The organism is Prochlorococcus marinus str. MIT 9107, assembly GCF_000759855.1.
In the GTDB taxonomy this organism is placed as follows: Bacteria; Cyanobacteriota; Cyanobacteriia; order PCC-6307; family Cyanobiaceae; genus Prochlorococcus_A; species Prochlorococcus_A marinus_N.
In genome coordinates, this window is the sequence record NZ_JNAI01000008.1 from 30,121 (window position 1) to 49,263 (window position 19,143).

A 19,143-nucleotide genomic window follows, 5' to 3' on the forward strand; every position below is an offset into this window, starting at 1 on the left:
ACACGATTAAATGAGTTAATATCCAAAAGTTTTTTCTAAAGATTATGACTGAAATATACCTAATTCTTTTAAAAATAAATAGCTATAAATTTTAAATTTAAAAAAATTACTGGTTTAATTTCAGGACTGCCATAAAAGCTTCTTGAGGGACTTCAACTTTACCCATTGCCTTCATCCTCTTTTTACCTTTTGCTTGTTTCTTTAAAAGTTTCTTTTTTCTAGAAATATCTCCTCCATAACATTTAGATAAAACATCTTTTCGCAATGCACTGATACTTTCACTTGCAATAATCCTGCTACCGATTGAGGCTTGAATAGGTATCTTAAATTGTTGTTTTGGAATTAGTTCTTTTAATTTCTCAACTAAACTTCTGCCAATTCCATAAGCCTTATCTTTATGAACAATAGAAGTTAATGGATCTGCTCTTTCTGAATTTATTAGAACATCTAATCTAACGAGGTCATTCTTTCTATAGCCAATCAAATGATATTCCATAGATGCATAACCTTGGGTTCTACTTTTCATTTGATCAAAGAAATCTGTAACTACTTCTGCTAATGGAATCTCATAAATCAAAGTAACTCGATCTGTTGTTATGTATTTCATATCTAGAAATATTCCTCTTCTTTCCTGACATAAACCCATTAGTGTTCCATTAAATTCATTGGGAGCATAAATCTCCATTTTCACATAAGGCTCTTCTATTGATTCTCTAAGTTGTGGATCAGGAATTGTAGAAGGATTATCAATAAAGATATTTTCCTGTTGATTTAAATTAACCTTATAGATAACTGATGGTGCCGTTACGATTAGATCCAAGTCATATTCTCTTTCTAATCTTTCTTGAACAATCTCCATATGAAGAAGTCCTAGGAATCCGCACCTAAATCCGAAGCCCATTGCGCTACTGGTTTCGGGCTCATATTTTAAAGCTGCATCAGATAATTGCAATTTTTCAAGAGATACTCTTAAATCTGGGAATTGATCAGCATCAGTTGGGAATAAGCCACAAAAAACCATAGGATTGGCTGTCTTATAACCAGGCAAAGGATCATTGGCAGGTGAATTTAAAAGAGTAATAGTATCTCCCACTCTCGCATCAGCAACTGATTTTATAGAAGCAGCTAAATAACCAACTTCTCCTGCATGTAATTCATCAACTTGCTTCTGATCAGGTGCCATTATTCCTATCTCATCTAGTTCATAATTCTTTTTACTCGCCATTAATAATATCTTTTCTCTCTTATTAAGAGACCCAGACATCACCCTGAAATAAACAATAACTCCTCTGTACGGATCATAATAAGAATCAAAAATGAGTGCCTTTGTAGGTAGCTTAATTTCATCTTGAGGAGGAGGTACCCTTCTTACGATTGCTTCCAGAATATCTTTGATACCAACTCCAGTTTTTGCTGAACAATTTATTGCATTAGATGTATCAAGTCCAATAATTTCCTCTATTTCTTGTTTTATTTTTTCAGCATCAGCACCTGGTAAATCAACTTTATTTAAAACAGGAATTATTTCAAGATTATTTTCTAAGGCAAGATAAACATTAGCTAAGGTTTGAGCTTCTACTCCTTGACTTGCATCAACAACGAGTAAAGCGCCTTCACAAGCTTGAAGAGATCTACTAACCTCATAAGAAAAATCAACATGCCCTGGAGTATCTATTAAGTTCAAAACATATTCTTGAGAATTGTCAGCTTTATATTTCATCCTAGCAGCCTGTAACTTGATAGTAATTCCTCTCTCTCTTTCAAGATCCATACTGTCCAAAAATTGTTCTTGCATATCCCTTTGCTGCACAGTACCAGTATCTTGGAGCAACCTATCTGCAAGGGTAGATTTACCATGATCAATATGAGCGATTATGCAGAAATTTCTAATTTTTGAAACCGATATATCAGTCATATAGAAAGAAAAATTCTCCTCTTATTACATCTTGATTAATATTAGCTAATTAGAATTATGGATGGAAACCAAAAATGGAATTATTTCTTTTTTTGATGTCTTTTATGAATTTACTGTAATTTTCAGAGACTGATAGTTCTGGATAAATTAAGTCATTTATTTTTTTCTGAAGATTATCCTTATCGTTTAAAAATAAAACAGATTTTTCTAGAACCTCAACCATAATTGAAACCGCAGTACTTGCTCCAGGAGAAGCTCCAAGCAAAGCAGATAATGATCCATCAGATGAATTTACAATCTCCGTTCCAAATTTCAAAGAACCTCCATCTTCAGTTTTTTTAATTATTTGGACTCTTTGACCAGCATTTTTTAAATACCAATCAGAAGGATTAGCTGATGGCATCATATTCTTTAAATTCTCAACTCTTGAGTTATGGTTCTTTAATGATTGTGATATTAGGTAATTAATTAAATCGTTGTTTTTAAAACCAACGTTTAACATAGAAAAAATATTATTCTTTTTAATTGAACTAAATAAGTCAAAGTATGAACTTTGCTTTAGAAATTTTGTTGTAAATCCAGCAAAAGGGCCATATAAAAGAAGTTTTTTATTATCAATCCATCTGGTATCTAAATGAGGCACAGACATTGGTGGCGATCCAATATCAGCCTTACCATAAACTTTTGAGTTATGTTTTTCTGTTAGATCTTTTTTCTCGCAAATAAGCCATTTCCCACTTACAGGAAATCCACCATAACTCTTTGCTTCTGGAATTTTCGATTTTTGCAAATAATTAATTGTTTTTCCACCAGCACCAAGAAAAACATAGCCAGTTCTAATTGAAGTTTTTCTACCTTCTGAACTAATTTCTAATTCCCATTTTTTTTTATCAATTTTCTTTAAATCTACTAATTCTGTTTTGTATCTAATTTCAACATTTTTACTTAAAGAAACTAATGCTAAATACTCTTTTGTGAGAGCCTCAAAATTAATATCTGTTCCTCTACCTATTCTGGTAGCAGCAATTTTAGCAAATGGATTCCTATCTTTTGTTATTAGAGGAGCCCATGAAGAAATTTCATCAAAAGATGTAGAAAATTCCATATCAATAAATTCAGGATTTTCGGACATTTTCTGAAATCTTTTTTTTAAAAAAGAAATATTATCCTGACCAGACACAAAGCTAATGTGAGGAATAAATTTTAAAAACTTTTTAATATCAATTTTCCCTGTTTCATACAATGAGGCCCATAAAGACATGGATCTTTCAAAGGAACGATTTATTGAGAGCGCTTTATCTATTTTTATATTTCCTTTTTCATCTAAAGGGGTATAGTTTAATTCGCAATTAGCAGCATGCCCTGTTCCTGCATTATTAAAAGCGCCAGTACTTTCACTTCCTGGAGCATTTAATTTTTCTATAATAAGAAACTTTATCTCTGGTAAAACTTCTGTAATTAGGAGGGCTAAAGTACTGCTCATTATCCCTGCTCCTACTAAGACTGCATCAAAGTAGCTATTGTCATTAGTGGGATTTTGAAATGAAGTCACAACAGAAAATTATCTTTTTTGCAATTAATCAAATTTCTTTCTAGGCTTATTATAAAGTTAAACTGAAATTATGAGTACTGAAACACTCTCGCTTACAAACGAAAATGTAGAAAAAGTCCTTGACGAGCTAAGACCTTTTTTAATATCTGATGGTGGTAATGTTGAGATTGCAGAAATAGATGGTCCCATTGTTAAAGTCAGACTTCAAGGGGCATGTGGTAGTTGCCCAAGTAGTACTATGACTCTAAAAATGGGTATTGAAAGAAAGTTAAAAGAAATGATTCCTGAAATAAGCGAAGTTGTCCAGGTTTTATAAAAATTTTTAACTGAAAAATCTACTACTTAGTTTTTAACTCCTTCAACAAAGATGATTCCATATCAAGGCAATCAATTGGAAGTCCTTGCCCAATAGCGATTAAAAGAGGTGCAAGAATTCCTAGAGTAAAAACTAAATTTGATTGGCTTACATCATATTTACTCAAAGTAAAAGTTATCAAATAAATAATTGAAAAATACGCGTGTAGGGAAAAAAATTCTTTTGGCTTTAGGACTGGCCACCTTAAAGTATTTCCCAAGAAATATAAAAAACCTGTCATAAAAAAATAGTTACATGAAGATTAAACCAAATATAAACATAATCCTTTTTAGAGACTATTTATAAAAAAATTTACCTAAGATAATAATTAAAAAAACATTAAATCTTCGTTTCTATTTGTAAAAGCTAGACATCCCTAGATAAATAAGTTTATAATGAATTTGTAGCAATCGCTACATTTTCGTTCACTCTCAATTGAGAGCGCAGTTCGAGTCATACCATGGAACGGGGGATGGCCGTGTTGTCACATAGAATCATGACTACTTTAACTTACAGAGGTAAAAAATACGTTCAAAACAAAAAAACTGCTAAAAAGCAATTTGTTGAACTTACCTATAGAAGAAACGTATACACCAATAGAATAGATGACGCTTCTTCAAGTAATGAAAAAGCAGAATTAAATTACAGAGGTGTTAATTACACTAAATAATTTAATTAAAAAAGAACATGCCCCTTTTTCAGGGGCTTTTTTTAGCTATATTTATCTAGAGTCCTTTAAAAAATATGTCTGAGAGTTGCTGTAATACAAATACATCGAATAAAGTACCTAATCAATTAGATCATAAAGATGCGATTCAAGAAAGATATGGTTCAGCCGCACTAGAACAAGAAAGTTGTCTTTGTACACCAGTTGGGTTTGATCCCGTTTTACTTAAAGCAATTCCTCAAGAGGTTATAGAAAGAGACTATGGATGTGGTGATCCAACAAAATATGTTTAAAAAAATGATATTGTCTTAGATCTTGGAAGTGGTAGCGGCAAAAATGCTTTTATTTGTGCCCAAATTGTTGGGAAAGAAGGGCAAGTTATTGGAGTTGATCAGAATCCTGACATGCTTTCTTTATCTAGATCAGCCTCTAAAGAAGTTACAAAAAATATAGGTTTCAACAATACAGAATTTCTTGAGGGATCAATTGAAAAACTTGATGAATTAGATAAAGATTTAAATCCATTAATCGCCGACAAATCAGTTGATATTATTTTAAGTAATTGCGTTTTAAACTTGGTAAGTCCAGAATCTAGAAATAACCTTCTAAGAAATATAAAAAGAGTTTTAAACGCTAATGGAAGAATTGCAATTAGCGATATTGTCTCTAACAAAAAAGTTCCTTTAAGATTGCAAAATGATCATGATCTATGGACAGGATGTATTAGTGGAGCATGGTATGAGCCAGAGTTTATAAGTAATTTTAAAGAACTTGGTTTTAAAAATTTAGAATTTGCAGAAAGGAGCGCTGAACCTTGGAAAGTAATTGAGGATATTGAATTTAGAACAGTAACTTTAGTAGGCAATATTTAAAAAAATTGAAGAGTTTAAAAATATAATTTAAATTTTCCATGATAAATAATTTAAGGGATCAAATACCAGCATTAAAAAATAAGTATTATTTCAACTATGGAGGTCAAGGACCATTACCAAAATCTTCCCTAGAAGCAATAGTTAAAACTTGGGAAATCATTCAAGATTTAGGTCCATTTACCAATGATATGTGGCCTTTTATTTACAAAGAAATATTGACCACAAAAAGAATCATTGCGCAAAAATTAGGTGTCAATGCAAAGAATGTAGCTTTAACGGAGAATATCTCTTCTGGTATGATTTTGCCTTTTTGGGGAATAAGAGTAGAAGAGGGAGAAGAGTTGTTAATAAGTGACTGTGAACATCCTGGAGTAGTAGCTGCAAGTCGAGAATTTTGCAGAAGAAATAAATTAATATTCAAAATTTTGCCAATCCAAAAAATTAAAAATCTAAACGATGAAAATATAATTTTAGAAATTTTAAAAAATCTAAATAGTAAGACTAAGATCCTAATTATTTCTCATATTTTATGGAACTTTGGATATAAAATTCCTTTAAAACAAATTTCTATCGAATTAAAAAATAATCGAGAAAATTCTTATCTACTTGTTGATGGTGCTCAAACTTTTGGGCACATAAAAATTAAAGAGGAAGTTTTTTATTCTGATTTATATTCAATAACTTCTCATAAATGGGCATGTGGTCCAGAAGGACTTGGAGCCATTTATGTCTCAGATAGATTTATTCATGAAACAGATCCAACAATAATTGGTTGGAAATCATTAAAAAAAGAACAAGGCATCTATAAACCTTCAGATAATCTTTTTCATGATGACGCAAGGAAGTTTGAAGTAGCTACCTCTTGTATTCCTTTACTTGCAGGGCTGCGTAATTCTTTAGATCTTTTGGATAAAGACTGCGATGAAAAAGAAAAAAGAAAAAATATAAAAAGATTAAGTGAGAAACTTTGGGATGAATTAAATCAATTAAAAGAAATTGAATTAGTTTTAGCAAAAAAATACTTAAATGGAATAGTTAGTTTTAATATTGAAAATATCAAAGATAAGGAAAAATTTGTGAGGAAACTTGGAGAAAAGAAAATTTGGATTAGAGTTTTAGAAGACCCAAAATGGTTTAGAGCATGCGTACATCAAATGACAACAGAAGCTGAGCTTTATTTACTTTCTAAAGAAATAAAAAAAATATTAACTTAAAGATCTATTCATATAGAGATAAAATTTAGTTTACCAAGGTATCTCCGAGCTGTCCCATGCAATAAATTTTCCAGTAGATTCTGGAGTTTGTTTTTTAATAATATTGATCAAAAATTGGGATGATTTTTCTTTAGTAAATAATTTATGTTCTGGGACAAATTTATGAAAAGGTCTAGATAAACCAGTATCTACTGTTCCTGGATGAAGCAATGTAATAGTAGCCTTTGGGAAACGTCTAGCCCACTCAATACTTAAAGATTTTAAAAACTGATTTTGGGCAGATTTTGCAGCTCTATATGAATACCAACCTCCAGTTTGATTATCTCCAATGCTTCCCACTCTTGCACTTATACTTGCAAAATTAAAATCAATATCTTTTGGTATAAATTCTTCAATAGTTTTAGCTAATAAAATTGGAGAAAACGCATTTATTGAAAAACTTTCCATCATATTTTTTTTATCAAGATGTTGTAATCTTTTTTCTGGTTGAAGAGCATCACTATGAAGTCTTCCTGTAGCGTTAATGACTAGTCTTAATTTTGAAGGATGATTTGCTATTTTATTTTTCAACTGCAAAAGTGATTGAGTATCCTCTATATCTAATTCCCAAAAAGAATTAAATTCGCTTTTTCTTCCACACAAAAAAACATCTAAATCTTTTTCACTTTCACTCAAATCTTTAGCTATTTGCGTTCCAATTCCACCTGCGCCTACGATTAAGGCTAACCCTTTCATCTTATTAAAAATTATTTACTCGATTCTAAGAAACTTTTCTTGTGATTTGCGTAAAGATCTATCTAATTTGATTAGAAAATTTTATTTATATTTACTTTTTTCTTGCAATAATTTTTGAGCTATTTTTCTATCATCAAAATCAATCACCTTATCATAGAGAATTTGATAGTCTTCATGTCCTTTCCCTGCAATTAAAACAATATCTTCTTTATTAGCAAATTTGATAGATTCATTTATTGCTTTAAATCTATCAATATCAATTGTTATTTTTTCTCTTTTTTCTATACCCACCAAAATATCATTTACAATCTTTTGCGGTTCTTCTGATCTTGGATTATCTGAAGTTATAAACACGTGATCAGAAAACTCTTCAGCTATTGATCCCATTAAAGGCCTTTTACTACGATCTCGATCTCCTCCACAGCCAAAAACAGTAATTAGTTTCCCTTTACAAAGTTTTTTAATTGATTGCAAAACTTTTTTTAATCCATCAGGTGTGTGGGCATAATCAATAATTACTGTTGGGAGTGATCTTGAAACGTCATCATTATCAATTTCTATTTTCTCCATTCTCCCAGGAGCACCAGGGAAAGATTGTATTAACTTTGATAAATCTTTTAAAGAGAAATTAAGTTTATACAAAATTGTTATTGCTTGAATCGCATTCATTAAATTAAATTCACCAACAAGTGGAACAAAAAGTTTAATTTTTTCCTTAGGTGTATGAAAAATACAGGTGGAGCCACTTTCAGTAAATTTTTTATCTGTTACGAAAAATAAATCATCATTTTCAAATTCACTGTCAGTAATCTTTGTCGAGACTAATGAGGATCCTTTTTCAATATCAGATGATAATTTAGATATCCAAGGGTCATCATGATTTAATACAGAAATTCCATCCTTTTCTATTAAGTAAGGTGGGAAAAATAATTTTCTTTTTGTTTGGAAATAAGATTCCATATCTGAGTGATAATCTAGATGTTCTTGAGTTAAATTAGTAAAAATAGCCGCCTCAAATTCGCAGCCTGATATCCTGTTTTGAGCAATAGAATGAGAACTTACCTCTAATATCGCGAATTCAGATTCTGCCTCAACAGCAGCATTTAATTTCTTTTGTAGTTTATCAGCGAAATCAGTTGTATGAGAAGCCACTTCAGAGAAGCCTGGCCATCTATTGAACAAGGTCCCAAATAATGCAGTCTTTTTCCCTAATTTTTTTAAAAGATATTCCAATAAAAAAGTAATTGTCGTTTTTCCATTTGTACCCGTAACACCAATAAGTTTAAGTTTTCTTGAAGGCCTATTCCAAAACTCAGCGACTATTTGACCAAAAATATAATCTAAATTATCCTCTATAACCAAAATCCTTTCTCGATTAATAGATCCAATTTTCTGTTGTGCAGCAGGGCCAATAATGGCAGCTTCTGCACCATTTTCAATTGCCTCAATACAATATTTTCCTCCATCAACATTTAAACCAGGCATTCCTAAAAATAAAGTTCCTTTTTGTACTTCTTTAGAGTTAAAAGAAATATTATTGATTTCATGATCGATTAAATCTAATGAAGGAATAATTCCTACCAAATCTAAGAGTTTATGTAATTTTATAGATCTCATAAAAAAAATTATTTCTTCAGAATGGTATTAATATTTTTTTGAAACCAATTCTTTAATTGATCATCTTTTAATCTTGGAGAAATACGAGGCAATTCTATAAATTCCTTGGACCTAATTCCTTCAACAGCAATAACAGGTACTTCATAATCATATTTTTTATATTTATCTTTATATAAATCGACCCTATCAATATCAATTTCTTTAAGCCCTTCTAAATTGGGGAATAACTCATTAAGATTTATTTTTGCCAGTTTGTTTTTTAATGAATCACAAAGGCAACATCCCTGCCTTACAAAAATATATATTTTCATTCATTTAATCTGGTACAGGGTCGCATCCACAGGGAGTTAAAGGATGACATCTGCTTACTCTTCTTAAAGTTAACCATCCTCCCTTCCAAGGTCCATGTCTAGTAATTGCCTCGTATCCATAAGAGCTGCAACTTGGAATAAATCTACATCTTGGTCCGAAAAAAGGAGAAAACCACTTTTGATAGAACGAAATCAAAAAAAGAAGTATAGAAGTAATTGATTTATTAATAGTTTTGAACACTTTAATGATGTAAAATAATATTTCAGTAATAATTTAGCTTAATTGAATTTAATCAATTATCCAATTTATTGTTATTGCAATTTTCTATTTAAATTAAAATTATGTCAAGATACCGCGGCCCCAGATTAAGGGTTACGCGTCGCTTGGGAGAACTACCAGGTCTCACCAGGAAAGCTTCAAAGAAGTCTAATCCTCCAGGTCAGCACGGCCAAGCCCGTCGCAAGCGATCAGAATATGCAATTCGTCTAGAAGAAAAGCAGAAACTTAGGTTTAATTATGGAGTTTCTGAAAAACAACTAGTACGTTACGTAAAAAAAGCCAGAGCTCAAGAAGGATCTACAGGAACTAACCTACTAAGACTTTTAGAAAACAGGTTAGATAATGTTTGTTTTAGATTAGGTTTTGCGGGTACCATTCCAGGCTCAAGACAATTAGTAAATCATGGCCATGTAACTGTTAATGGAAAAGTTCTTGATATCGCTGGTTATCAATGCAAATCAGGCGATATAATTGGAATTAAAGAAAACAAAGCAAGCAAAAAACTTGTAGAAGGCAATATAGAATTCCCTGGATTAGCAAATGTCCCCCCACATATTGATTTAGATAAACCCAAATTAACGGGAAAAATAAATGGGAAATGCGATAGAGAGTGGGTGGCTCTTGAAATAAACGAACTACTAGTTGTTGAATATTATTCAAGAAAAGTTTAATAAAACTTTTCTTTGGATTATTAAATCCCTCATTTAAAAAATGAGAGATTTAACCTAATTCTTATTTTTAAAAATAATGGGAAATAAGAAAACTAATATTAAAAAGCCTGGTGTTAAGACCTTATCTATTCACCATGGAGAAACTTTTGCAGAAGATACTGGATGCATTATGCCTCCTATTTTTTCTACATCTACTTTCAAACATGGAAATAAAGATAATTTCGACTACACCAGATCAGGTAATCCAAACTTTAGAATTCTAGAAAAAATACTTAAATCAATAGAAGATTCTAAATACTGTACAGTTTTTGGATCTGGAATTAGCGCGGTAACTGCAATTACATCAACACTAAAATCAGGCGACAAGATCCTCTGCGAGTCAAATCTCTATGGTTGTACAGTGAGGATGTTCGAAAAAATTTTCAAGAAATTTGGACTAGAAGTTTTATACACAGATTTTACAAACAAAAATAATATCAAAAAGATTTCAAACTTCAAGCCAACCTTGATATGGCTAGAGAGTCCAACTAATCCACTTTTGAAAGTACTTGATATCAAGGCGATTTGTGATGAAGCGAATAAACTTCAAATACCAGTAGTTGTAGACAACACCTTTTCTACAGCACTTATTCAAAAACCATTGAACCTTGGTGCAACACTATCGCTTTTAAGCACAACAAAATTCATTAATGGGCATAGTGATGCACTTGGTGGGGCAGTACTGACAAATAATGAGGTCTGGAATAGTAAGATGCTTTTCTCTCAAAAAGCACTCGGGCTTCAACCATCTCCTTTTGATAGTTGGCTAATTACGAGAGGAGTAAAAACTCTTCCTTTAAGAATTGAACAACAAACTCAAAGTGCAGAATTTATTTCTGAAGAATTAGAGAATCATAAAATAATTAGTAAAGTAATTTACCCTTTTAATCAAGAACATCCGCAATTTAATTTAGCAAAATCGCAAATGGAATCTGGAGGTTCGATGATCACCCTAAAATTAAATTTAAATAAAGAGGATACTTTTAAATTTTGCAAATCTCTCAAATATTTCTCGCTAGCAGAAAGCCTTGGAGGAGTTGAAAGTTTAATTTGTCACCCCGCAACAATGACTCATGCTTCTGTTGATAACAAAACAAAAAATCTACTAGGGATAGATGATGCTCTTGTAAGATTATCAATTGGATGTGAAGATACAAACGATTTAATCTCGGACCTTTTATTCGCTTTAAATAAATTCTGAAAATTGAGAGATTTACTTAAAAACCCTATATGGAAAAATTTAGAGTTGGGATATGCAATTCCTGATAGTATTCATGCCGTTTCTGTAGCATTACCAACTTGGAAAGATGTAATAAATTACGAGAAAAAAAATCAAGAATGCATGAATTTATTGAAGTCCATTTACCCACGTTTCGGGCTAAACCCCATAGTGAAAAGATTATGCGAAAAAGTAAAAAAGGAAAATTACTGCAACAATAAAAGTATCTGGCCATATCCGAATGAAAGCATAGCTTTTAAAGCAAAAAAATACATTGATAGAAATACTTCTGAACAATTCTCATTAATAGAAAAAAGAGATAATTTAGCTTTCTTAATAACTGAAAAAGAAGGAAGTATTTATGCAAAATATTTTTGGCAACATACTGGTCTTGGTTTATCTTCAAGAGCTGCTGCTATAGCAATAGGTCTTGAAGATTGCCCTCCAAAATCTTACGTAAATGAATGTTCTCAAAGAATAAAAAATAGAATTTCTAAATCTACAAAAATTAGCTCTAATGATATTCACTTAACTTCATCTGGAATGTCTGCATTGCATACATCATTAGAAATCATATATAAATTATTTCCAGCCAAACCAACACTCCAAATTGGTTTTCCATATGTAGATGTACTTAAATTACCAATGAATATCTTTCATGGAGCCAATTTAATAACTGAAGAAAATTGCGCGGATATTGAATTAGAAATCAAAAGAATAAATCCATCAGCATTAATTGTTGAACTTCCAAGTAATCCAATGCTCAAATGTGTAAACATTAAAAAAATTTCACAAATAGCAAAAAAGTTAAAAATTCCCTTAATTGTTGACGATACAATTGGTTCGAATTTAAATATAAATTCCCTAGAATATGCAGATATAGTTTTTACTTCACTTACAAAAATTTTTTCAGGCAGTGGTGATATTCTTGCCGGATCATTAATACTAAATCCAAAAAGCAAATGGATTGATCAGCTTAGAAATGCATTAACCGAGATTAATCTTCCAATACTTTCCGATGGAGATATAGTTTATCTTGAGAAAGTTAGTAGAGATGTAAATCAAAGAGTTTTTGAACAAAATAAAGCATGTTTAGAATTAAAAAAAAGATTAGAGAACCATAGCGAAATTAAAAATATTTTCCATCCTGAAAATTGTCCAAATTTTAATTCTTTACTTACTTCTGGTGGAGGATACGGCTGCTTATTATCGTTTGAATTAAATGGAGGCCTGAACAAGGTTAAAAAATTTTATGATTCTCTTCAAGTATCTAAAGGGCCAAGTTTAGGTACAAAATTTACTCTAGTTTGTCCTTATGTTTTACTAGCTCATTATGACGAGTTGGATTGGGCTGAAAGTTTTGGTATACCATCGCACCTTATTAGAGTATCAGTTGGATTAGAAGACCAAGATCAATTATGGAAAATCTTTTCTGAAGCACTAAATAATTTCTAAAATTCCTAGTATTTACCTTGTAGAAACTTTTATACTCTTTTTCTGAATAATAGTTAGTATTAAAATATAATTTCTCAATATATAAATGGCAAAAATTTATGAGGACAACAGTTTTGCTATTGGAAACACTCCATTAGTAAAATTGAAATCAGTTACTAAAAACGCGAAAGCTACAGTACTCGCAAAAATTGAAGGTAGAAACCCTGCTTATAGTGTCAAATGTAGGATTGGTGCAAACATGATCTGGGATGCTGAGAAAAGCGGGAAGCTTACAAAAGACAAAACCATTGTTGAGCCAACTTCTGGAAATACAGGAATTGCTTTAGCTTTTACTGCTTCAGCAAGAGGTTATAAACTCATCCTTACAATGCCTGAATCCATGTCAATTGAAAGAAGAAGGGTTATGGCAGTGTTGGGTGCTGAAATTGTTTTAACAGAGGCATCTAAAGGTATGCCTGGAGCAATAGCTAAGGCTAAAGAAATTGCAGAAAGTAATCCTTCTCAATATTTCATGCCAGGTCAATTTGATAATCCAGCAAACCCTGAAATTCATTTCAAAACTACTGGACCAGAAATCTGGGATGATTGCGATGGTGAAATTGACGTTTTAGTTGCAGGGGTTGGAACTGGCGGCACAATTACAGGAGTTTCAAGATACATTAAGCAAGAGAAGGGCAAAAATATTACTTCTGTAGCTGTAGAACCCTCACATAGTCCTGTTATTACACAAACAATGAATGGAGAAGAGGTTAAATCTGGACCACATAAAATTCAAGGAATTGGAGCAGGATTTATTCCTAAGAACCTGGACTTGTCAATTGTTGATAAGGTTGAACAGGTAACAAATGACGAGTCAATCGAGATGGCTCTGAGATTAGCAAAAGAAGAAGGTCTATTAGTTGGAATATCTTGTGGTGCTGCTGCTGCTGCTGCTGTTAGATTAGCTGAAAAAGATGAATATGCAGGGAAAACCATCGTAGTTGTTCTACCTGATTTAGCAGAGAGATATTTATCATCAATTATGTTTACTGAAGTTCCAAGCGGAATCATTCAAGAACCAGCCAAAGCCTAAAACTATTTTTTCTCCAGTAATGAATCTGGAGAAATATACATAGCATCGCCATAAGAGAAAAATCTAAATTTTTCTTTTATGGCTTTTTTATACAAATCTAATAATCTTTCTCTACCAATCATTGCACTTACTAATAGTAATAATGAACTTTTAGGAAGATGAAAATTAGTTAATAATCCATCAACTACCTTAAATTTATAACCTGGCTTAATTACTAAATCCACGTACTTGGCTATGGGAATAAAGTCATTAATTTCGTAAGAATAACAACTTTCAAGAGCTCTTACGCTAGTTGTCCCAATAGCAATTATTCTTCTATCTGTTTTCTTTATTCTTTTTATTTCCTCCACTACTTCCTTATTAACACTTACCCATTCTTTATGAAGTTTTAAGTTACTTAAATCTTCTTGATCAATTGGTTTGAATGTTCCATAACCCACGTGCAAAGTTATTGATAAGATTATTACTCCTTTTTTTTTTAGATTGGAAATAAGACTTTTGCTTAAGTGTAAGCCAGCAGTTGGCGCTGCAACTGCCCCAGGATTAGTTGCATACTGAGTTTGATAACTTTTCTCATGAAAAGATTCTTCTTCGGAATTTTTTATATAAGGAGGTAGAGGGATTGCCCCGTATTTATCAAGAAGGTTATTCATTGAATTAAGATCAGTTATATTTTCCGGAAATTTAATAAATCTCCCTCCAGTTTCTTCATCAACACCATGAACCATCAAATTAATATCTTGTTCAGAAGGAGATTTTAATTTTAATTTTCTATTTATTTTTAACTTTTTCGCTGGCTTTGCCAAACATAACCAAACACATTCATAGGATCTTTCTAAGACTAATAATTCCACTAATTTCCTATTTTCTAATTCAACCTTTAACCTTGCCTTCATTACTTTAGTATTATTTACAACTACAAGATCGCCTTTTCTAAATTCATCTAAAAGATTCTTGGTTAATTTATTAGTTAAGCAGTTCTCTTCTAAAACACTATTTCTAACTATCATCAATCTTGATTCATGCCTTATTGCAGAAGGTTTACTAGCAATTAATGAAGGTTCAAGAAAGTAATCATAAGCTTCAAGCTTATAATCTCTTTCTTCATTATCAATTTGAGAAATCAATTAAATTTAAGATACAAGTGTCTCTGGCTTATTTTCAATCAGGTAAGCCAAGTCTTTTAAGAATAAAGCACCATCAGCTCCATAGATTACTCTGTGATCAGCTGTTAGATTTACTTGCATTATTTTTTTAACAGATATTGAACCATCACTATTAGCTAAAACTGTTGGTTTCGATGATGCTATTGCTAAGATGGCACCGGTCCCTGGGGGTAGTATTGCGTCAAATCTATCAACACCAAACATACCAAGGTTGGATAAGGTAAATGTTCCCGTTGAGTATTCATCAGGTTCTAATTGTTTTGATCTTGATCTTTTTACGAGATCTTTCCATTCCCTAGATAATTCAAATAAATCAGTATTGCATGGTTCTTTTAATACTGGAGTTATTAGTCCACCATCTTCCATCGCGACAGCAACAGCAATATTTATATTTTCTGGATAAGAAATTCCATTTTCTGAAAAACTTGAGTTAACTTGAGGATGTTTCTTTAGTGTCTTTGCAACTGCCTTTACAAGTAAAGCAGTCATAGTCACTCCGTTCTGTTTTACCTTTTTGTAGAAATTATCTAATTTATCTGTTTTGATAGAGTATCCCACCCTAAAACATGGAACATCTAAACTAGATTCCATATTTTTATTTACTGCTTTTTGAAGAGTATTAAATTGAACTGTTTCTCCAGGATTACCAAAACTATTTCCTGAAGTTTCTGGTTTACTTTCAACTCCCAAATTTGAACCAGTAATACTTATAGGAGAACCACCTTCGCCTATCCATGGTATGGAGACAGGTTGGCCATTAGCTTTTAAAATATCATCGGCTTGAATCCTTCCGTGAGGGCCAGATCCATGAACCTTTGCTAAATCAACACCCATTTGAGAGGCTAGTTTTTTAGCTCTTGGAGATGCAATTATCCTCGAAGAAAAATTACTTGTAGCGGCATTAATTTGATCGCTATTAAAAGATGGTTTTGGCTTTTCACTCTTTAAGACGACTTCTTCTACTTCTTTTTTGATATTTTCAGTCTGGACTACTTGTTTTTCTTCAGTTTTATTGCTTACCAATTCAAGTTGGTTTGAAGTAGAGACTTTGGGTTGATTTCCTTTATTTTGTTCTTGAACAGAGGCTATCTCATCCTCATTTTCGACAATAAGACCAATAGTTTCTCCTACTGGTGCAGTGCTGCCAGCAGGCATTAAAACTGCCGCAAGATATCCATCTTGAAAAGATTCAACATCCATATCTGCCTTGTCAGATTCAACAACCAAGACAGATTCACCTCTTTCAACCTTATCTCCTGGATTTTTCAACCATTCCACAATCTTGCCCTCCGTCATAGTAGAACTCAAGGCCGGCATAAATATTTCGTGTGACATAAGCAAGAATTTATAGCAATGGTTTTAAGGAACTTTCTACCCAAGTTTCTAAAAATTGTCAGATTAGACGCCCTTTAAAAACCTGTACTTATTATACGAAATCAAGTTCTTTGTGGAAACTCTAAAAAGTAAAAATATTAATAATTCAGATCGATTAAATTTCAGAAGTTTTATCGACTAAGATTTATTTTTATCAAGAATACAAAATCTTTTCTTTAAATATTATCTATAGATTGAATAACTCCATCTTTAACAGTTATTGAGACTTGCATTTTTTCAATAAGATTTTCCCCCACAGAGACATCACAGAAACTATCCACTTGTCCTTGATCAACAATATCATCCATCTTTAATTCGCGAACTTGACTCTGTTGTTGAAGTAGATTTCTTTTTTGTTCTTCAATTTCATTACGTTTTGCTGCAACTTGTTGTTGCACCTGACTAACCTGTTCTTGAACCCTTGGATCTAAAGGATTAACAGACTGGGATCTAATATTGTTTACTATTTGTTGCCCCTCTTGTTCAAGTTGAGATAATTGCTGGTCAATGTTTGAAATTGCTTTGCTTAATTCTTTTTCAGCATCCTCCTTCCAAGTTGGTGTAACTATAGCTTTAATAGCTATGGAGCGTTTTATCGATATTGAGTTTTTTGTTTCCATAAAAAATTAAATTACCTTTTAAATATAGATAGAACAAATCAAATTTTCTTACTAAATTTGTTTTCATACATATTTTCTATTTGAGATGAATACTTTTTTTCTATTTCTTTTCTTTTTTGTTTAAGAGTTTGTGTTAACAAACCATTTTCTAAAGTAAAAGCATCTACAAAATAACAATCTAATATTTGTTCTTCTGATCTTGCTCCTGATCGAGCTCTAAGCAAAATATTGATTTGCGATTTAAAAAATATACCAATACTCTTATTCAGGTTTAATTTTGAAAGGTCTTCTTCAAAGAACTTATTTTTAACCAATTCAATATTCGGCACTACAAGGGCTGTTAAACATTTCTTATCTTGTCCCGCTAGTTGAACCTGATTAATAAATTCAGAACTAAGGATTTCAGTTTCTAACGGATTTGGTTCTATATTTTCACCACTTGATAGAACTATTGTATCCTTGGCTCTTCCTGTTATAAAAAGAGAACCATTTGGTATGAGAAAACCTAAATCACCAGTATCAAACCAACCATCTTTTGATAAAACATCTTTTGTAGCTAATTCATTATTAAGATAACCTTTCATTACTTGTGGTCCCTTAACAAGAATTTTTCCGACTTCTCTGAACTTCAGAATCTTTTTTTTATCATCATTAACTATTTTAATTTCTGTAAATGCTAAAGCCTGACCAGATGATCCCCTAACATTTAATTCTCTTCTCCTACAAGTTAATACTGGACTTGTTTCTGTCAGTCCATATCCCACCAAAACATCTACACCTAATGATTCAAAAAAAAGATCCACATGTTCTGGCAATGCACCTCCCCCGTTAATAGGAAATTTCAGTTTTTCTCCACATAGTTGTCTAAGAATATTCGGCCATAAAAAAATAGTCGACAATTTATGTAAAGGATATCTGGCAATAACAGAAACCAGTAAGGGGATTTTTGATTTAAAAGTTATTTGATTGATATCTAAATTTCTTATCTTTCTTAGACTTTTTTTGAAAACTGCACTATTACTTATCAAAAACTTAATAAGCTTTTGCTTATTAGTAGGTATTTTTTTCAACGCCTGAAAAAAACCATCATGTATTGCCTCCCATAGTCTTGGTACAGTGGCCATGACAACAGGTTTTATTTGTGTAATATCATCTTTCAGGAATTTTGGAATTGTATAGTATTGAGAACAACCACATGAAAAAAAGAAGTATTCAGCAGTCCTCTCATAAGAATGCCAGATAGGTAAAACGCTTAATACAGAGGTCCCAGGTTCTGGATCAGCGATATAAGCTAAATTAATTATTTGATGTAAAAAATTTGCATGAGTCAAAGGGACTCCTTTAGGTTTTCCTGTTGTCCCAGAGGTGTAAAGAATAGTAGCAACATCATTAATTTCTGGATTAAATTTTTCAATATTATTAATTTGTGAACTTTCTTTTTCTACTGCACTTATAAATTGACTCCAACTTATTAAACTTTCAAATTGTTCATCTTCTAAATTGATTATAAATTTAAGTCTTTTTTTTAATTCTTCTTTATTGTTTAATTTTAGCCAAATCTCCTTAGATTGAACTATTAGACCTACTGAATTAGAGTGCTCAACAATATAATCTAATTCTACTGAAGGAGAATTAATACCTCTCACTGCATTTATAGCTCCTAAACGCATTAAGCCTTGATCTACTAATAGCCATCTTGGAGAATTTTCAGATATTACAGTAACTACATCCCCCTTTACTAACCCATATTTTTCAAAAGAAAAAGAGACTTTTGTTATTAAATCAGCCAGCTCAGAATAAGAGAATTTTTCTTTATGTTTCCCTCTTAAATCGCAAACAGCTAAAGTATCACCACATTTAAATTTTAAATTTTCCCAAATTTGATCTATATGATTAAGGTTCTCAATAAAATCTCTATTTTTAGCAAATTTATCTTTTTTAGAAAGAGTTTTGGCAGAAGGCCAATAAGCTAAATCACCCATATTAAATTGATTTTAGAATTTTAATTA

At 31.7% G+C, this 19,143-nt stretch carries 18 protein-coding genes and 1 pseudogene; 8 read left to right on the plus strand and 11 right to left on the minus strand.

What is annotated here, in order from left to right; translation table 11 throughout:
• Positions 1-106: 106 nt before the first annotated feature.
• Complete coding sequence (gene lepA, locus EU92_RS03805) at positions 107-1,915, minus strand: translation elongation factor 4 (RefSeq protein ID WP_032513325.1); 1,809 nt, start codon at positions 1,913-1,915, stop codon at positions 107-109.
• A gap of 55 nt (positions 1,916-1,970) precedes the next feature.
• Positions 1,971-3,467: a malate:quinone oxidoreductase gene (locus tag EU92_RS03800; RefSeq protein WP_032513323.1), complete on the minus strand. Its 1,497-nt coding sequence runs from the start codon at positions 3,465-3,467 to the stop codon at positions 1,971-1,973.
• A gap of 70 nt (positions 3,468-3,537) precedes the next feature.
• Between EU92_RS03800 and EU92_RS03795 the strand changes: the two genes are divergently transcribed.
• Positions 3,538-3,783 (plus strand): NifU family protein, encoded by a 246-nt coding sequence (locus EU92_RS03795; protein ID WP_002805305.1) that lies wholly within the window; start codon positions 3,538-3,540, stop codon positions 3,781-3,783.
• Between the two features lie 22 nt (positions 3,784-3,805).
• On the opposite strand, the gene EU92_RS0109050 is transcribed toward EU92_RS03795, so the two are convergent.
• A complete protein-coding gene (locus tag EU92_RS0109050; protein WP_011375974.1) occupies positions 3,806-4,063 on the minus strand; it encodes a hypothetical protein in 258 nt (85 codons plus the stop codon).
• Positions 4,064-4,318: 255 nt separating this feature from the next.
• On the opposite strand from EU92_RS0109050, the gene EU92_RS09530 reads away from it, so the two are divergent.
• The 3 genes and pseudogenes from EU92_RS09530 to EU92_RS03790 all read left to right on the plus strand — a co-directional run bounded on the left by EU92_RS09530 (position 4,319) and on the right by EU92_RS03790 (position 6,575).
• On the plus strand, positions 4,319-4,492 hold the full coding sequence (locus tag EU92_RS09530) for a DUF4278 domain-containing protein (RefSeq protein WP_072013174.1): 174 nt from the start codon (positions 4,319-4,321) through the stop codon (positions 4,490-4,492).
• 74 nt (positions 4,493-4,566) lie between these two features.
• A pseudogene (locus tag EU92_RS0109055) lies at positions 4,567-5,361 on the plus strand (methyltransferase domain-containing protein).
• Between the two features lie 38 nt (positions 5,362-5,399).
• Positions 5,400-6,575, plus strand: coding sequence for an aminotransferase class V-fold PLP-dependent enzyme (locus EU92_RS03790; protein WP_032513319.1), 1,176 nt, complete (start codon positions 5,400-5,402; stop codon positions 6,573-6,575).
• A gap of 30 nt (positions 6,576-6,605) precedes the next feature.
• On the opposite strand, the gene EU92_RS03785 is transcribed toward EU92_RS03790, so the two are convergent.
• The 4 genes from EU92_RS03785 to yidD all read right to left on the minus strand — a co-directional run bounded on the left by EU92_RS03785 (position 6,606) and on the right by yidD (position 9,479).
• Entirely contained in the window at positions 6,606-7,310 is a 705-nt protein-coding gene (locus EU92_RS03785; RefSeq protein WP_032513318.1) for an SDR family NAD(P)-dependent oxidoreductase, read from the minus strand.
• Positions 7,311-7,391: 81 nt separating this feature from the next.
• Positions 7,392-8,927 carry a UDP-N-acetylmuramoyl-L-alanyl-D-glutamate--2,6-diaminopimelate ligase gene (locus EU92_RS03780; protein ID WP_032513317.1) on the minus strand — a complete coding sequence of 512 codons (1,536 nt, stop codon included), beginning with the start codon at positions 8,925-8,927 and terminating at the stop codon, positions 7,392-7,394.
• Between the two features lie 8 nt (positions 8,928-8,935).
• The gene (locus EU92_RS03775; RefSeq protein ID WP_032513316.1) at positions 8,936-9,238 is read right to left on the minus strand and encodes a glutaredoxin family protein; all 303 of its coding nucleotides are present in this window, start codon (positions 9,236-9,238) and stop codon (positions 8,936-8,938) included.
• A gap of 4 nt (positions 9,239-9,242) precedes the next feature.
• Positions 9,243-9,479 (minus strand): membrane protein insertion efficiency factor YidD, encoded by a 237-nt coding sequence (yidD, locus tag EU92_RS03770; RefSeq protein ID WP_032513315.1) that lies wholly within the window; start codon positions 9,477-9,479, stop codon positions 9,243-9,245.
• Between the two features lie 101 nt (positions 9,480-9,580).
• Between yidD and rpsD the strand changes: the two genes are divergently transcribed.
• The 4 genes from rpsD (at position 9,581) to cysK (ending at position 13,974) form a co-directional block, all read left to right on the plus strand.
• Positions 9,581-10,189, plus strand: a complete 609-nt coding sequence (rpsD, locus tag EU92_RS03765) for a 30S ribosomal protein S4 (protein WP_032513314.1) — start codon at positions 9,581-9,583, stop codon at positions 10,187-10,189.
• Between the two features lie 76 nt (positions 10,190-10,265).
• The gene (locus tag EU92_RS03760; RefSeq protein ID WP_032513313.1) at positions 10,266-11,429 is read left to right on the plus strand and encodes a trans-sulfuration enzyme family protein; all 1,164 of its coding nucleotides are present in this window, start codon (positions 10,266-10,268) and stop codon (positions 11,427-11,429) included.
• A gap of 3 nt (positions 11,430-11,432) precedes the next feature.
• Entirely contained in the window at positions 11,433-12,902 is a 1,470-nt protein-coding gene (locus EU92_RS03755; protein ID WP_032513311.1) for a PLP-dependent transferase, read from the plus strand.
• Between the two features lie 85 nt (positions 12,903-12,987).
• Positions 12,988-13,974: a cysteine synthase A gene (gene cysK, locus EU92_RS03750; RefSeq protein WP_032513982.1), complete on the plus strand. Its 987-nt coding sequence runs from the start codon at positions 12,988-12,990 to the stop codon at positions 13,972-13,974.
• A gap of 2 nt (positions 13,975-13,976) precedes the next feature.
• On the opposite strand, the gene queA is transcribed toward cysK, so the two are convergent.
• The 4 genes from queA to EU92_RS03730 all read right to left on the minus strand — a co-directional run bounded on the left by queA (position 13,977) and on the right by EU92_RS03730 (position 19,116).
• The gene (gene queA, locus EU92_RS03745) at positions 13,977-15,101 is read right to left on the minus strand and encodes a tRNA preQ1(34) S-adenosylmethionine ribosyltransferase-isomerase QueA (protein ID WP_032513983.1); all 1,125 of its coding nucleotides are present in this window, start codon (positions 15,099-15,101) and stop codon (positions 13,977-13,979) included.
• A gap of 6 nt (positions 15,102-15,107) precedes the next feature.
• Positions 15,108-16,475 (minus strand): dihydrolipoamide acetyltransferase family protein, encoded by a 1,368-nt coding sequence (locus EU92_RS03740; protein WP_032513984.1) that lies wholly within the window; start codon positions 16,473-16,475, stop codon positions 15,108-15,110.
• A gap of 215 nt (positions 16,476-16,690) precedes the next feature.
• Positions 16,691-17,134, minus strand: a complete 444-nt coding sequence (locus EU92_RS03735) for a YlqD family protein (RefSeq protein ID WP_032513985.1) — start codon at positions 17,132-17,134, stop codon at positions 16,691-16,693.
• Between the two features lie 38 nt (positions 17,135-17,172).
• Positions 17,173-19,116, minus strand: coding sequence for an AMP-binding protein (locus EU92_RS03730; RefSeq protein ID WP_032513986.1), 1,944 nt, complete (start codon positions 19,114-19,116; stop codon positions 17,173-17,175).
• Positions 19,117-19,143 lie beyond the last annotated feature (27 nt).

What these genes read in the sequence shown, in the direction of transcription:
- lepA (WP_032513325.1), bottom strand. Translation starts at nt 1,915, where the DNA reads ATGACTGATATATCGGTTTCAAAAATTAGAAATTTCTGCATAATCGCT.
- EU92_RS03795 (WP_002805305.1), top strand. Translation starts at nt 3,538, where the DNA reads ATGAGTACTGAAACACTCTCGCTTACAAACGAAAATGTAGAAAAAGTC.
- EU92_RS0109050 (WP_011375974.1), bottom strand. Translation starts at nt 4,063, where the DNA reads ATGACAGGTTTTTTATATTTCTTGGGAAATACTTTAAGGTGGCCAGTC.
- EU92_RS09530 (WP_072013174.1), top strand. Translation starts at nt 4,319, where the DNA reads ATGACTACTTTAACTTACAGAGGTAAAAAATACGTTCAAAACAAAAAA.
- EU92_RS03790 (WP_032513319.1), top strand. Translation starts at nt 5,400, where the DNA reads ATGATAAATAATTTAAGGGATCAAATACCAGCATTAAAAAATAAGTAT.
- EU92_RS03785 (WP_032513318.1), bottom strand. Translation starts at nt 7,310, where the DNA reads ATGAAAGGGTTAGCCTTAATCGTAGGCGCAGGTGGAATTGGAACGCAA.
- EU92_RS03780 (WP_032513317.1), bottom strand. Translation starts at nt 8,927, where the DNA reads ATGAGATCTATAAAATTACATAAACTCTTAGATTTGGTAGGAATTATT.
- EU92_RS03775 (WP_032513316.1), bottom strand. Translation starts at nt 9,238, where the DNA reads ATGAAAATATATATTTTTGTAAGGCAGGGATGTTGCCTTTGTGATTCA.
- rpsD (WP_032513314.1), top strand. Translation starts at nt 9,581, where the DNA reads ATGTCAAGATACCGCGGCCCCAGATTAAGGGTTACGCGTCGCTTGGGA.
- EU92_RS03760 (WP_032513313.1), top strand. Translation starts at nt 10,266, where the DNA reads ATGGGAAATAAGAAAACTAATATTAAAAAGCCTGGTGTTAAGACCTTA.
- cysK (WP_032513982.1), top strand. Translation starts at nt 12,988, where the DNA reads ATGGCAAAAATTTATGAGGACAACAGTTTTGCTATTGGAAACACTCCA.
- EU92_RS03740 (WP_032513984.1), bottom strand. Translation starts at nt 16,475, where the DNA reads ATGTCACACGAAATATTTATGCCGGCCTTGAGTTCTACTATGACGGAG.
- EU92_RS03735 (WP_032513985.1), bottom strand. Translation starts at nt 17,134, where the DNA reads ATGGAAACAAAAAACTCAATATCGATAAAACGCTCCATAGCTATTAAA.
- EU92_RS03730 (WP_032513986.1), bottom strand. Translation starts at nt 19,116, where the DNA reads ATGGGTGATTTAGCTTATTGGCCTTCTGCCAAAACTCTTTCTAAAAAA.